13 protein-coding genes are annotated in these 13,739 nt (G+C 72.1%); 7 read left to right on the plus strand and 6 right to left on the minus strand.

From position 1 onward, the window contains the following. Window positions 1–33 precede the first annotated feature (33 nt). Window positions 34–1,320, plus strand: coding sequence for an esterase/lipase family protein (locus ELY19_RS14195; RefSeq protein WP_126196786.1), 1,287 nt, complete (start codon window positions 34–36; stop codon window positions 1,318–1,320). Here the strand turns inward: ELY19_RS14195 and ELY19_RS14200 are convergent. The 5 genes from ELY19_RS14200 to ELY19_RS14220 form a co-directional block, all read right to left on the minus strand. Continuing rightward, the gene (locus ELY19_RS14200) at window positions 1,284–2,201 is read right to left on the minus strand and encodes a TauD/TfdA dioxygenase family protein (RefSeq protein ID WP_126196787.1); all 918 of its coding nucleotides are present in this window, start codon (window positions 2,199–2,201) and stop codon (window positions 1,284–1,286) included. The genes ELY19_RS14195 and ELY19_RS14200 overlap by 37 nt on opposite strands. Before the next feature lie 95 nt (window positions 2,202–2,296). Further along, window positions 2,297–4,603 carry an arylsulfatase gene (locus ELY19_RS14205; protein WP_126196788.1) on the minus strand — a complete coding sequence of 769 codons (2,307 nt, stop codon included), beginning with the start codon at window positions 4,601–4,603 and terminating at the stop codon, window positions 2,297–2,299. Next, a complete protein-coding gene (locus ELY19_RS14210) occupies window positions 4,600–5,379 on the minus strand; it encodes an ABC transporter ATP-binding protein (RefSeq protein ID WP_126196789.1) in 780 nt (259 codons plus the stop codon). The genes ELY19_RS14205 and ELY19_RS14210 overlap by 4 nt, the downstream gene beginning before the upstream one ends. Next, window positions 5,355–6,245 (minus strand): ABC transporter permease, encoded by an 891-nt coding sequence (locus ELY19_RS14215; RefSeq protein WP_126196790.1) that lies wholly within the window; start codon window positions 6,243–6,245, stop codon window positions 5,355–5,357. Before ELY19_RS14215 ends, ELY19_RS14210 begins: the two co-directional genes overlap by 25 nt. A 9-nt stretch (window positions 6,246–6,254) precedes the next feature. Then, window positions 6,255–7,283: an ABC transporter substrate-binding protein gene (locus ELY19_RS14220; protein ID WP_126196791.1), complete on the minus strand. Its 1,029-nt coding sequence runs from the start codon at window positions 7,281–7,283 to the stop codon at window positions 6,255–6,257. Between the two features lie 86 nt (window positions 7,284–7,369). On the opposite strand from ELY19_RS14220, the gene trhO reads away from it, so the two are divergent. From trhO to ELY19_RS14240, 4 genes are all read left to right on the plus strand, one after another. Continuing rightward, window positions 7,370–8,218: an oxygen-dependent tRNA uridine(34) hydroxylase TrhO gene (trhO, locus tag ELY19_RS14225; RefSeq protein ID WP_126196792.1), complete on the plus strand. Its 849-nt coding sequence runs from the start codon at window positions 7,370–7,372 to the stop codon at window positions 8,216–8,218. Continuing rightward, window positions 8,215–9,303, plus strand: a complete 1,089-nt coding sequence (locus tag ELY19_RS14230; protein ID WP_126196793.1) for a CobW family GTP-binding protein — start codon at window positions 8,215–8,217, stop codon at window positions 9,301–9,303. The genes trhO and ELY19_RS14230 overlap by 4 nt, the downstream gene beginning before the upstream one ends. Window positions 9,304–9,462: 159 nt before the next feature. Next, complete coding sequence (locus ELY19_RS14235) at window positions 9,463–10,881, plus strand: N-acetylmuramoyl-L-alanine amidase family protein (RefSeq protein ID WP_126196794.1); 1,419 nt, start codon at window positions 9,463–9,465, stop codon at window positions 10,879–10,881. 83 nt (window positions 10,882–10,964) lie between these two features. Next, a complete protein-coding gene (locus tag ELY19_RS14240; RefSeq protein WP_126196795.1) occupies window positions 10,965–11,858 on the plus strand; it encodes an SDR family oxidoreductase in 894 nt (297 codons plus the stop codon). Here ELY19_RS14240 and ELY19_RS14245 read toward each other — a convergent pair. Further along, a complete protein-coding gene (locus ELY19_RS14245; protein WP_126196796.1) occupies window positions 11,841–12,437 on the minus strand; it encodes a TetR/AcrR family transcriptional regulator in 597 nt (198 codons plus the stop codon). The genes ELY19_RS14240 and ELY19_RS14245 overlap by 18 nt on opposite strands. Before the next feature lie 130 nt (window positions 12,438–12,567). Between ELY19_RS14245 and ELY19_RS14250 the strand changes: the two genes are divergently transcribed. Then, entirely contained in the window at window positions 12,568–13,101 is a 534-nt protein-coding gene (locus ELY19_RS14250; RefSeq protein ID WP_126196797.1) for an NAD(P)H-dependent oxidoreductase, read from the plus strand. A gap of 389 nt (window positions 13,102–13,490) precedes the next feature. Then, window positions 13,491–13,739, plus strand: coding sequence for a glutaredoxin-like protein NrdH (nrdH, locus tag ELY19_RS14255; RefSeq protein WP_126196798.1), 249 nt, complete (start codon window positions 13,491–13,493; stop codon window positions 13,737–13,739).

The following is a 13,739-nucleotide window of genomic DNA, read 5'->3' on the forward strand; positions in this document are numbered from 1 at the left end:
CAGTTCGAGTGCACACTCGTACACTCGAATGTTGTGAGTGTTCTCGAAGACCGTCGTCGTGCCGAGGTGCGCGCTCTCGCTGAGCTGGGCTGCAGTGAAGTCGCGGGCGCCGCGGACGGGATTCACGGCGTGCACCGGGCCATCTCCGATCGGGTCTTCCGCTCCGTGCGCCTGGGGGTAGGGGCCGCGGTGGCGCCGGTCCGCGCGCTGCACGACGGCATCGCCGACGGGGTCTACGCGACGATCAGCACCGTCGCGCGCACCATCGGGCGGGTGGCCGCCGCCGGCGCCGACTGGCCGGGGGAGCGGCCGCCGTCGGAGACGGTGCGCGGGGCGACGCTCATCGGCGCCGTGCTCGGGCTCATCGGCGACGAGCTGGAGGACCAGGGCTCACCGCTGGCCGTCGACCCGGTGACGGTCCGCGTCGACGGAGCGATCGTGCACCTGGGTGACGATCCGGTGCCGCCCGGCCGGCTGGATCCGGCCGACGTCTTCGACGGCGCGACGGGCCGCCTGGTGGTACTCCTGCACGGGCTCACCGAGACGGAGCACGCCTGGGGTGTCGGCGGCCTGGCGGCCGACGACTACGGCGTGCGGCTGGCCGTCGACCTCGGAGTCACACCGGTCTACGTGCGCTACAACAGCGGCCGCCACATCAGCGCCAACGGACGCGATCTCGCGGACCTGCTGGAGCGGCTCGTCGCCGCCTGGCCGGTCGCCGTCACCGATCTCGTGCTCATCGGCCACTCCATGGGCGGCCTCGTGGCCCGCAGCGCGGCGCATCAGGCGCAGGAGCGGGGGCTGGCCTGGCCCGCCGCGGTGTCGGCCACCGTCAGCCTGGGGACGCCGCACCTGGGCGCCCCGTTGGAGCAGGCCGCGCATTACGGCAGCGCGGCGCTCGTCGCGGTGCCCGAGACGGCCCCGTTCGGCCGGCTGTTGCGGCGCCGGAGCGCCGGGATCCGGGACCTGCGCGGCGGATCGATCGTGGACGAGGACTGGCGCGGCCGCGACGCCGACGCGCTCGGACGCGCCGCCGCGGCGGAGGTGCCGTTGCCGTCGGGGGCCGACCACTACTTCGTCGCGGCGACCTTCACCCGCGACGCCCGGCACCCGCTCGGCCGCCTCCTCGGCGACGGGCTCGTACTCCCCACGAGTGCTGCCGGTCGCGGCAGGGCCCGGCGGATCGGGTTCACCGACGACGCCGGACTGCACCTGGGCAAGGCGCATCATTTCACGCTGCTGCAGTCCGACGCCGTCTACGACCAGGTACGGGCCTGGCTCGATCAGCCGCGTGAGCGGGCGGGAGTCACGGGCGCGTAGTCCGAGGCGTCGCCCTTGCGCGCCACGCCCTCGCGACCGTCGACGCCGACGGGCAGGTCGCCGGCGAGCGTCACGCGACGGAGCAGGCGCTTGTGATCGCCGTAGTCGTTGATGCCGAAGTGCTGCGTGGAGCGGTTGTCCCAGATGGCCACGTCGCCCGGTTGCCACGCCCAGCGGACGGTGTTGTCCGGGTTCTCGATCCGCCGCTGCAGCAGCGCGAGGATCGGCGCCGAGTCGTGGCTGCTCAGGCCTGCAAAGGACTTCACGAAGTGCCCCAGCAGCAGCGAGCGCCGGCCCGTCTCCGGGTGTACGCGCACCACCGGGTGCTCCGCCTCGAAGACGATCCGGATGAACTCCTTGTGGTACTCGGCGCGCTGGTACGTGGCGTTGTGGCCGGCGTAGTCGTAGTCGTTGGTGTGGATGGCGCGCAGGCTCTCCGCGAGCGCCTTCAGCGGCTCCGGCAGCCGGTCGTAGGCGCGCGTCGTGGACGCCCACGTCGTGTTCCCGCCGTGCGGCGGCAGTTCGACGGGCCGCAGGATCGACGCCTTGGGCACGCGGTCGACGAAGGAGACGTCGGTGTGCCAGCTGTTCGCCGCGCCCTCGATGGGCAGCAGATCCGAGTCCGACCGGACCGTCGGGTGCGGGGTCGTCGGCACGCCCAGGCGCGCGGCGAAGGCGTGCTGACCGGCGTCGTCGAGGTGGTGCTGATCGCGGAAGAAGATCACCTCGTGCTCGGCGAGCAGGTCGAGGATCCTGTCCGCGGTCGCGTCGTCGATGTCGCCGCCCAGCCGGACCCCGTGCACGACCGCGCCGATGTGTTCGCCCAACCTGGTCACGGTGATCTCGGGTGCGACGGTGCTGTGGTCGAGCGTTGCGGTCATGGCTGCCTCCGGAGTGCGTTGCGTGCGTGGTGCATCCAGCTCACCCGATCCGGGCCGACGGGGCCAGGGTTGCGTTCAGCGCGGGCGCAATCCGCTCAATCCGCCTCCTCCTCGGCCTCCTGCTGCAGGCGGTCGATGGCGCCCGACGGGACGCCGACGGGCCCCGGCGTGTACGTGACCGCATGCAGCGCACCGGAGTACGGAAAGGTCCCGCGGCGCTCGCGCAGCTCCCACGCGACCGGCCCGCGCGCGTCCAGGCCGACGGAGATCCCGGTCCACGGCGCCATGCCGATGAGCTGGACGCGGTCCGGGAGCGTGGCGGCCTCGGCGCCGTCGACGGCGATCGCGAGATCCCAGCGCAGGTCGGGGCGCACCGTCGCCGTCAGGGAGACGGTGCGCCGGCCCGGCTCGACGGGACCCGAGCGGGCCTCCGCGTACCGGCCGTAGGCGTTGTAGCCGACGACGGCCGCTCCGTCCTCGACGTAGACGAGGTAGCCGCCCAGAGCGTCGCCGTGCGCGACGAGCACGCCCTCGGCGCCGTCAGCGAACTCGACGTCGATGTCGACGCGGAAGTCCCGGTACTGTACGAGTTTCGCCGACCGGTAGCGTTCGAGCACGGGCGTGCCGGGGAGCAGCCGCACGGGCTCGGCGAGACGCCTCTCCGCGGGATTGCGCGTGGTTCCGTCGATCACGATGGGGAAGACCGTATTGCGCCAGGCCTCGTGTTCCCACTCGGCGGCCAGTTCGGCGACGAGGCCGGGGTGGTGCTCGGCGAGGTCGGTGGTCTCCGCCGGGTCGGTCCGGTTGTCGAAGAGCTGCCAACGCGGGACGAGCGGATCGTCGCCGCGGCCGTGCAGACTGAGCAGCTTCCAGCCGTCGCGGTAGTAGCCGCGGTGCCCGCGGAACTCCGAGTACTGGCGCGTGCGGGCCGACGGCGCGGTCGGGTTCGACCACGCGGCGCGCTGCGAGACACCGTCGCGTTCCTGGGCGGGGCGGCCGTGCCGCCGCGTCGGCGTCGGTACACCGGCCAGGTCCAGCAGGGTGGGCGCCACGTCGGTGACGAACGAGAACTGCTCGCGCACGCCCCGTGCATCCGGAAGGCCCGCGGGCCAGGACAGGACGAACGGCACGCGCACGCCGCCCGCGAAGGTCTGGCCCTTGTAGAACCGGAAGGGCGTGTTGGACACCTGCCCCCAGCCGCGCGGGTAGTGCACACCGAGGCGTGCGGTGCCGATCAGCTCCTCCGGGTGGTCGACGTCGCCCTCCCAGCCGTCGGGGCCCACGCCGTCGGCGAACTTCACGAACTCGGCGAAGTAGCTGCGGGTGCCCTCGGGACCGCCCTCGGCGGTGCCGCCGTTGTCCGAGGTGAAGACGACGATCGTGTTGTCCAGCTCGCCCAGTTGCTCGACGGTCCGTAACAGCCGGCCCAGGCTGTCGTCGACGGTGCGCACCATCGCCGCGTACACCTGCATGTACCGCGCGAACCGTCGCTGCCGCTCGGGATCCAGCTCGTCCCACGGCGGCACGTCGTAGCCGGGCTCGCTGTTGCGGCGCGCCGGGCGGACGTCGGGGCCGAACAGACCGAGTTCCTGCTGCCGCGCGAACCGCCGCTCGCGCACGGCGTCCCAGCCGCGGGCGTAGTCGAGGTCCCCGCGGGGCAGATCTTCGTCCTTGACCTGCAGCGGGCCGTGCATCGCGATGTGCGCGAAGTACAGGAAGAAGGGCTTGTTCGCGTCGTGCGCGCGCAGGTCCTTGATCCATGAGACCGCGGTGTCGGTGAGCGCATCGGTGACGTAGAAGCCCTCCGGGTACTCGGTCACCGGGTCGACGGTGTTGTCGCGCACCAGCTGGTTCGGGTGGAAGAAGGAGTTGAGTCCCTCCAGGGAGCCGTAGTAGTGATCGAAGCCGCGCTGGAGCGGCCAGGACGAGCGATCGGCGTCGGGGCCGAGCCGCGAGTCCTTCGCGAGATGCCACTTGCCGACGGCGTACGTGGCGTAGCCGGAGCCGCGGAGGATCTCGGGCAGGGTGAGCACGTCGTCGGCGAGGCTCAGGCGCAGGTTCGGGAATCCCGGGTCGGAGTTGGCGACCGATCCGTAGCCCGCGCGGTGTGGGTTGAGCCCGGTGAGCAGGGCGGCGCGGGCCGGCGAGCACACGGGCGTGGTGTGGTGATTGGTGGAGACGATGCCGCGGGCGGCCAGCGCGTCGAGGTGCGGGGTCGGGATCTCCGAGCCGTACGGCCCGATGTCGGAGAAGCCCATGTCATCGACGAGGACGACGATGATGTTCGGCGCGCCGGGCCGGGCCCGCACCTCGGTCGGCCAGGCCGGTTCGGACTCCGCCTCGGAGCGGCCGATCCGTCCGGCGAAGCCGTCGTACCCGCGGGCGTGATCGGGGATGGTCATGCGGTGGCGGCCACCGCCGGTTCCTGCTCCACGCCCAGCGCGTCGAGCAGCGACCCGCGCAGCTCCGCGAACCCGGGCTCGCCGGGCCGGCGCCCGGCACCGTCGGCGAGGGTGACGTCCACGGACAGGATGCCGTGGTCGAGCACGAGGATCCGGTCGGCGAGCGCGATGGCCTCGTCGACGTCGTGCGTGATGAGCAGGACCCCGGGGCGGTGGCGTGCGACGAGGCGGCGGAGCAGGTCGTGCATCTTGAGCTTGGTCAGGGCGTCGAGTGCGCCGAAGGGCTCGTCGGCGAGGAGCACGGCGGGCTCGCGGACGAGGCTGCGCGCCAGGGCGACGCGCTGCTGTTGCCCGCCGGAGAGCTCGCGCGGCCAGGCCTTCTCGCGCTCTTCCAGTTCCACCTCGCGCAGGAGCTCGCGGCCCACGTCCTTGGCGTCGGCGCCGCCCAGGCCGAGGATGACGTTGTCGAGAACGCGCGACCAGGGGAGCAGGCGGGAGTCCTGGAAGACCACGGCGCGCCGCGGATCGACCTCGAGCACACCGGATCCGGGGACGCCGTCGTCGAGGCCGGCGATGGCGCGCAGCAAGGTCGACTTGCCGGAGCCGGACCGCCCGAGCAGCGCCACGAACTCGCCGCGGCGGATGGTGAGGTCGATGCCGCGCAGCACTGCCCGGCCGTCGAAGCCGCGCACCAGGTTCCGCGCCTCGATCACCGGCCTGTGGTCGCGGGCCTCCGGGGTGGCGGTGGTGCTCAGTGGGCCAGGGTGCTCTGCCATGACAGGGCCTTTCGTGCGGAGAAGCGGACGAGGAGGTCGGTGGTGAAGCCGAGGAGTGCGTAGACGGCCAGGCCCACGACGATGACGTCGGTGAGGCCGTACAGACGGGCCTTGTACATGAGGTAGCCGATGCCGTCGGACGCGCCGACCTGCTCGACGACGACCAGGGCGAGCCACGCCACGGTCGCCCCGAGCCGCAGGCCCGTGAAGAAGCCGGGCAGGGCCCCGGGGATCGCGATGTACCGCACGAACTTCGCGCGGCTCAGGCCGACGGTCTCCGCGAGCTCCACGTACTTCCGGTCGATCCCGCGCAGGCCCGCGTGGGTGTTGAGGTAGACCGGCGTCGCCACAGCGAGGGTGATGAGGACGATCTTCATCTCCTCGCCGATGCCGAACCAGACGATGAACAGTGGCAGCAGCGCGAGCGCGGGGATCGCGCGGTACACGGTCACGGTGCCGTCGATGAGCGCCTCGCCCGGCCGGGTGAGACCGGACAGGAGTGCCAGCACGACGGCGAGGCTCACGCCGAGGACGCCACCGACGATCGCGCGCTGTGCGGAGGCCCAGATGTTCGACCACAGGGAGCCGTCGACGGCGAGGTTCCACGCGGTGTGCGCGACGGTCCACGGCGCGGACAGGACGGTGTCCGGGATGATCCCGGTCGCGGATCCCGCGGCCCACAGCGCGACGACGAGCGCGGGGCCGGCGAGGATCCACGCGCCGATCGGGCGGGAATCGACCAGGGCGCGTCGCGTCGACGTGCGGGGCAGCAACTCGTGGTCGGGGTCGAGGGCACCGGGGCGCTGCTCGGGGGCGGAGTCGTGGGCGAGGCCGCTACCGAGGCGGCCGGTGGGGGGAGAGGTCACGGGAGGCCCTTACGTTGCGGGGTGGGTGTCGAACCGGAAGTCGACGGAACCGTCGGCGGAGATGCGGCCGCCGGGGATCTCGCCGAAGGCGGCGAGGGTGTCGATGGTGTCCTGCTGGCGCGCGACGAGCGCCGGGTCGAGCGGCACGGAGCGCCAGCTGCCCTGGCCGTCGTAGGCGATGCGGCCGACGGCCGCGGGGATCTTCAGCGCACCCGCGTAATAGGTGTCGACCCAGCGGTTCTTGTCGGCGTCGACCCAGGCGCGGGCGCGGTCGATCGCGGCGGAGAGACGCTTGAGGGCGGCGGCGCGCGCGGGATCCGCCAGAGCGGCCTGCGGTGAGTACAGGAACATGAGACCGGACTGGGCGGCCTGGGAGATCCGGTCGGGCAGCACCTGGGCGTCGGGATGCGCGAGCCGGTACTTGGTGCTGATCGGCTCCATGAGCGGGGCGATGTCGATCTGGCCGGCGCCGAGGGCCTCACCCACCTCGGTGAGTTGCAGCGGGACCAGCTGGACGTCGTGCTTGGACAGGCCCGCGGCACGGAGCAGGCGCAGCACCATGGCCTGGTGCGCGGTGCCCTCGGCGTAGCCGATCTTGCGTCCGCGCAGGTCGGCGGGGGTGCGCAGCGGCACGCCCGGTCGCGCGACGGTCGAGACGCCGCCGCGATCGAGCTGCCACGCCTTGATGATCGGGCTCGGGAAGCGTGCGATCTGCGCGTGGATCGGCGGCACGTCGGCGACGATCGCGACCTGCGTCGCGTCGGCCCGGAAGGACTCGAGGATCGCGGGGCCGCCCGCGAAGTCCGCGAACTTCACGCCGAACCCGAGCTTGGCGGCCTCCCCGGACGCGGTGAGCATCGTCTTGAGGATGGACTGCTGGTCGGCGACGGTGATGACGGTGCCGGCCGGGACCTCGTCGGCGATCGGCGCGGACGGGTCGTACGCGGGCCCCGACGACGGCGCGCACGCGGTGACGCCGAGCGCCGCGACGAGGGCGGCGGCGAATGCCGCGGCGCGGCGGGGGAGGCGAAAAGGCATGGGGGCCATTGAAGGGGAGCGGAGGTGCCACCGGAACCGTTGGACGCAGGCTGAGCGCAAGGCGGCACCGATAGAATGGAGCCGTCATGGGCAAGGTCGTGCTGTTCTACGTGTTCGCCCCGCTGGCCGATCCGGAGGCGATCCGGCTGTGGCAGCGGGCGCTGTGTGAGGCGAACGATCTGCGCGGCCGGATCATCGTGTCCCGGCACGGGATCAACGTCACCGTCGGCGGCGAGATCCGGGCGGTCAAGCGGTACGTGCGCGCCGTGCGCGAGTACCCGCCCTTCAAGCGCGCGGACGTGAAGTGGTCCGACGGCTCCGCCGAGGACTTCCCGAAACTCTCGGTGAAGGTGCGCGACGAGATCGTCACGTTCGGTGTTCCCGACGAGCTGGAGGTGGACGAGGACGGCATCCGGGGCGGCGGGGTGCACCTGACGCCCGACGAGGTGCACGCCCTGGTCGCCGCGAAGCCCGACGCCGTCTTCTTCGACGGCCGCAACGCCATCGAGGCGGAGATCGGCCGGTTCGCGGGCGCCGTGGTACCGCCGGCGCGGACGACCCGCGACTTCGTGGCCCTGCTCGACGCGGGGGAGTACGACCACCTGAAGGACCGCCCGGTGATCACCTACTGCACCGGAGGGGTGCGTTGTGAGGTGCTCAGCGCGCTGATGCGCAATCGCGGCTTCGGCGAGGTCTACCAGCTCGACGGTGGGATCGCGCGCTACGGCGAGCGGTTCGGCGACCGCGGTCTCTGGGAGGGATCGATGTACGTCTTCGACCGGCGGATGCGCATCGACTTCTCCGATGCGGCGAAGCGGATCGGGCGGTGCACCGCGTGTGGCACGCCGACCTCGAACGTCGCGAACCTGGCGCCGCCGCAGGACCGGGAGCTGGCGGTGGTGTGCTCCGACTGTGCGCCCGCGGCGGCCACATGAGCCCTCGTCCCGTCCCCGTCGTGGTGGTGGCGGGCTACCTCGGGGCGGGCAAGTCGACGCTGCTCAACCACCTGCTGGCGGGCGCGGGAGACGCGCGGATCGGGGTGGTGGTCAACGACTTCGGCGCGGTGAACATCGACGCGATGCTGGTCTCGAGCGCGGCGGGCGGCGGATCGGTGCGGACCGTTTCGCTGAGCAACGGGTGCGTGTGCTGCACCGTCGACGACGACGAACTCGAGGACGTCCTGGGCACGCTCGCCGCGCGCGACCTCGACCTCCTGGTGGTCGAGGCGTCCGGTCTCGCCGAGCCGGCGGCGATGGTGCGGCGGGTGGTGCTCGCCCAGGATCCGCGGATCGACTACGGCGGGCTCGTGTACGTCGCGGACGCGGCGCACCTCGCCGGCACTATGGAGCGCCATCCCTCGCTGCGGCACCACCTCGCGCTCGCCGACCTCGTGGTCCTCAACAAGATCGACCTCACCGACGACCCGGGGGCCGCGCGAACGCTGGTGCGCGAGCACGCCCCGTCGGCGCCGGTGGTGGGGACCGTCGACGCCGTCGTGCCGGTGGAGCTGCTCATCGACGCGGAGGTACTCGCACGCCGCGCGGCGGAGCGCCGGGAGTCCCCGCGCCAGCTCACCCTCGACGAGGCGCTCCGCGAGCACGACCACCAGCATCAGCACGAACACGACGACGGCGGCGAGCCGCACCGGCACCTGCACGAGGACTACGCCGCGGTCACCGTCGAGACGGGGCTCCTCGACGCCCGGGCGACCGCCGCCCTGCTCGCGGACCCGCCGCGCGGCGTGTTCCGGACGAAGGGCTTCGTCACCGTCGCGGACGGCACCCGGCTCGAGGTGCACGCTGTCGGCAGGCACGTGCGTACGGCCCCCGAGCGGGGCCGGCGAGACGGGGCGGCGACGGTGCTGGTCTTCCTGGGGATCGGACTCGACGAGGAGGCCGTCCGGGCCGAGGTCGAGGGGTGCCTGGCGGCGCCGGACGCGCCCGCCGACCCGCGGGCGGTCCTCTCGTTGCTCCGGTACTCCGCTGCGGCACAGAGTGATTCGGCGATCCTCGAGGACTGATCGACGTCCGAATCCGATAACGATCCGGTAACGATCATCGACGGGATTTTCCTAAAGTCTCAATTGATGGTTGACTGTTTCTCGTGTGACTGATGTGACGAAAGTTGCACAAGAGACTTGGAAGGAGAGCGGCGCCACTTCCCCGGCGCCCAGCTGCCCATGAAGAAGACCCGTGTCCTCGCAGGTTCGCTTGCGACCGCGGCCGTCGCGCTGTTCGGCGCGCCCGGCCTCGCGTCCGCCGACCCCGCCCCCGCCGCACCGGCTCAGCCGCTGTCCGGCAAGACCGTGTTCCTCGACGCCGGCTCCTCCGTCGCGTCGGCCGTCGAGCAGGCCCGCAAGGTGGCCGATGGCCGCGGTGGCCAGGTGCCCTGCGTCAACCCGGTGGCGATCGCCTCCAACGGCACCCCCGACCACTCCATCAACTTCGCCGTGGCCAAGATGGTCGAGGCGGCGCTCAAGACCCAGGGCGCCAAGGTCATCCTGTCCCGTGCGGACGACGCCGGCTTCGGCGGATGCGTCGACCAGCGCGCGACCGCGGCCAACAAGTCCGGTGCAGACCTCGCCGTGAGCATCAACAGCGCCGTCCAGGAGGCCACCCAGCGCGGCTTCCTGCTCGAGACGCCCGCCCCGGGCGCGACCGACGCCAAGGTGACCGCGCAGCGCGCGGTCAGCGACCCCGCGACCACGGTGATCCGGGACGCCACCCGGGCCGGCGGCTTCGTTCCCGCCCAGTACCTGGGCGGCCAGGACGGTATCGCGAAGACGACGAACGCTCTCGCCTCCCTGGTGAACATCCCGCTCGTCTACGCGAACCTCGGCAACCTCGCGAACGCGGACGACGCTGCGCTGCTGACCTCCCGCGAGGGCCAGGCCCAGTACGCGTCCGTTCTGACCAACGGCGTGATCCAGCAACTGACGGGCAAGGTCAAGCCCGGCGGCGTCGTCGAGCAGCCGGTCGTGGCGCAGCCCGTCGCGCCGCAGGTCGACCCCGCCGTGCCGGTGACGCCCGCGGCTCCGGCGACCCCCGCCGCTCCCGCGGCGACCGCCCCGGCGGCGACGCCGGCGGCTCCCGCGGCGGCGGCTCCGGCCGCTCCGGCTGCCACGGCCCCGACCGGGCCGGCGCAGACGCCCATCGTCCCGGCCGTGCCGGGCGCCCCCGCCGCGGCCGCGCCCGTCACCCCGAGCACCGGCACGGGGACCTCCCCGATCGTCTCCGGTGTGCCGATGCTGCAGGGTGGCGCGCCGCAGGCGGGCACCACGGCACCGCAGGCCACCGCCCCGGCGGCGACCGCGCCGCAGGGCACCTCGGTGAACGTGCCGGGCCTGGGCCAGGTCGCGCTGCCGCAGCTCCCGACGATCTCGATCCCGGGGCAGGCCCAGCCGATCGGTGTGAACACGCTCTTCGAGATGGGGCCCAAGGCCGCCGAGTTCCTCACCAGCTCGCAGGGGCAGCAGCTCGTCAACACCCTGATCTCGAGCCCGCAGGCCTTCAACTCGCTGCAGGCCGCGCAGGGACCCGCCGCCGCCCAGGAGATCCTCAAGGCGATCCTGAGCGCCGGCGCGATCCTGCCCAAGTAGCACCACGCTGCACCGACTTCCGCCGGGGACGTCACGCCCCGGCGGGAAGCGGTAGCGCGGCCCGATCTGGCAAGCTGGCTGATATGGCACTCCGCGATATCGCCCGGCTCGTCCACATGGCCCCGCCGATCAAGGACCTGAAGGGGAAGAAGGTCCTCGTCACCGGCGCGGCCAGCGGGATCGGCCGCGCTACCGCGAATCTCCTCGCGGCGCACGACGCCGAGCTGGTGTTGACCGACATCAACGCCGAACAGCTCGACGCCGTGGTGCGCCACGTCACGGCCCTGGGCGCGAAGGTCATCGCGTCCAGGGCCTTCGACGTGTCCGACTACGACGCCGTACGCGCCTTCGCCGACGAGGTGCACGCCGCCGCCGGATCACTCGACGTGGTGATGAACGTCGCGGGCATCGCCGTCTGGGGCACCGTCGAGAACCTGACGCACGAGCAGTGGCGCAAGACCGTGGACGTGAACCTCATGGGGCCGATCCACGTGATCGAGACCTTCGTCCCGCCGATGATCGCGGCGGGACGGGGCGGCCAGTTGGTCAACGTCTCCTCCACCGCGGGCCTGATCGCGCTGCCCTGGCACGCCGCCTACTCGGCGGCGAAGTTCGGCCTCGTCGGCGTCTCCGAGGTACTCCGCTACGACCTGCGGCGGCACGGGATCGGGGTGTCCGTGGTGGTGCCCGGCGCCGTGGAGACGGGCCTGGTGAAGACCGTGGAGATCAACGGTGTGGACCGGTCGAACCCGAAGGTGAACAAGGGCATCGACGCCTTCCCGAAGGTCACCGCGGAGAAGGCGGCGCAGGCCATCATCGACGGGGTGCTGCACAACCGGTTCATCGTGTACACGTCGTTCGACACGCGGTTCGGCTACTTCTGGAAGCGGAAGTTCGCGCTGCCCTACGAGATCGCGATGCGCGTCGCCAACGACCGATTCGCGTACCTGGCGAAGATCTCAGAGCGCGGCCAGTAGCCGCACATGCTCCGCCCATACGGCCTCGAGCTCGTCCTGCGAGACGCCCGAGGCCAGCTGGTGGAGTACCCACGCCGGGCTGAGCGTCGCCATCAGCGCCGCGGCCCACACCTCGGTGTTCGCCGTGCGGCCCGCATCGACGAGCATCGACCGCACGGTCATCGCGGAGACGCGCCACGGCGGCTCGTCGTACGGGTCGCGCGCGGCCTGCTCGGCGCCGCGCAGCAGGTCGCCGTGGCGGGCGATCAGGTGCATCCGGGCCTTGCCGTACTCGGTGAGGCGGTGCACCGGGTCGCCGCCCGGGCCCAGCGGGGGTGGTCCGAACATGAACCGCTGCTGCAGCTCGGTCTCGTCGTGGTCGAGGAGGGCCTGCAGCAGTCCGGCGCGCGAGCCGAAGCGCCGGAAGACGGTGCCCTTGCCCACGCCGGCCGCCTGCGCCACCGCGTCCATGCTCACCGCATCGACGCCGTGCTCGGCGAACAGGCGCTGCGCCGCGTCGATGAGCAGTTCGCGGTTGCGGGCCGCATCGCGCCGCGGCTCGTTCTGCGGCTGCGCCAGGGGCAGGAGTGGTCCGGTCATCGGATGGAGCCTACCGTGCGGGTTTTCGACTCACCATGATCCCGGGGAAGAAATCCGGACTGAAGTCCGTTAGCTTGTGCGGATGCGGCCCGGGTGGGTCGTGCGGAGAACGTCAGGAGAACTGAGGACCATGTCGGACATCACCGTGCTCGCCGTCGTCGGGTCGCTGCGGAGCAGCTCGCTCAACCGGGAACTGGCGGAGGTCGCCGTCGCCAACGCGCCCGAGGGGGTGCGGGTGGAGATCGCCGAGGGCATCGCGGACGTGCCCTTCTACAACGAGGACATCGACGGCGACGCCGCTCCGGCCACCGCCGCCGCGCTGCGCGACCGGATCGCGGCGGCGGACGCGCTGCTGCTGCTCGCCCCGCCCAACAACGGCACCCTCAGTGCCGTGCTCAAGAACGTCATCGACTGGGGCTCGCGCCCCTACGGCGCGAGCGCGCTGTCGGGCAAGCGGGTCGCCCTGGCGGGCGTCGGGCACCGTCTGGACACCACCCTGGCCGACGCCGAGCGCGCCGTGACCATCGCCGGCGGCGAGGTGCCCGAGGGGCTCGTCGAGGAGTTCCCCATCGCGGGCCTCGACGGCAAGTCGGTGCGCGAGCACGACGCCGTCGCGCAGCGCGCCGGCGACCTCCTCGAGCGTCTCGTCGCGCCCGTCCGGTAGGCGGGTCGCGGTTGTCCCCCCGGGGCGCGGCGGAGGGGTATCCAACGGTCCCGGGCGTGTCGGTTCGGCGTGTCGTCGATCCTCGGCGTGTCCTGGGGATTCACGATGAAAAACGCCCGGAAGGTCGTCTTGCGAGCTGGTAATTCCACGAATGTTGTTCGCAAGTGGTTGTGTCGCTTCCCCGGGGCCACCACTAGGTGTAGTGTTCAGTCCACTGCGCGAGCGGACGGGCCGGATGGCCGTCCGGGAGGCATGAGGGCGTCGCTCGAGGGGTCCGCGGGCCGACCGAGTTCACGCAGGTAAACGTGGCGAGAAAACTTGTCAGTCCGTAGGTCGATAATCGGGTTCCGAGCAGTCTCCGGGACCGTCCAGCGAAGGGGAGCCGTCCAATGAGCCAGGTCGAGATCACCGTCTACACCAAGCCCGCCTGCGTGCAGTGCAACGCCACGTACAAGGCGCTCGACAAGGCCGGCCTCGAGTACCGCGTGGTGGACATCACCGAGGACGCGGACGCCCGGGACTACGTGATGGCCCTCGGCTACCTGCAGGCCCCCGTCGTCGTCGCCGGCGATGCGCACTGGTCGGGCTTCCGCCCGGACCGGGTCAAGGCGCTCGCCGCCGTCGCCGCCACGGCGTAG

This window comes from Tsukamurella paurometabola (genome assembly GCF_900631615.1).
GTDB classification, from domain to species: Bacteria; Actinomycetota; Actinomycetes; order Mycobacteriales; family Mycobacteriaceae; genus Tsukamurella; species Tsukamurella paurometabola_A.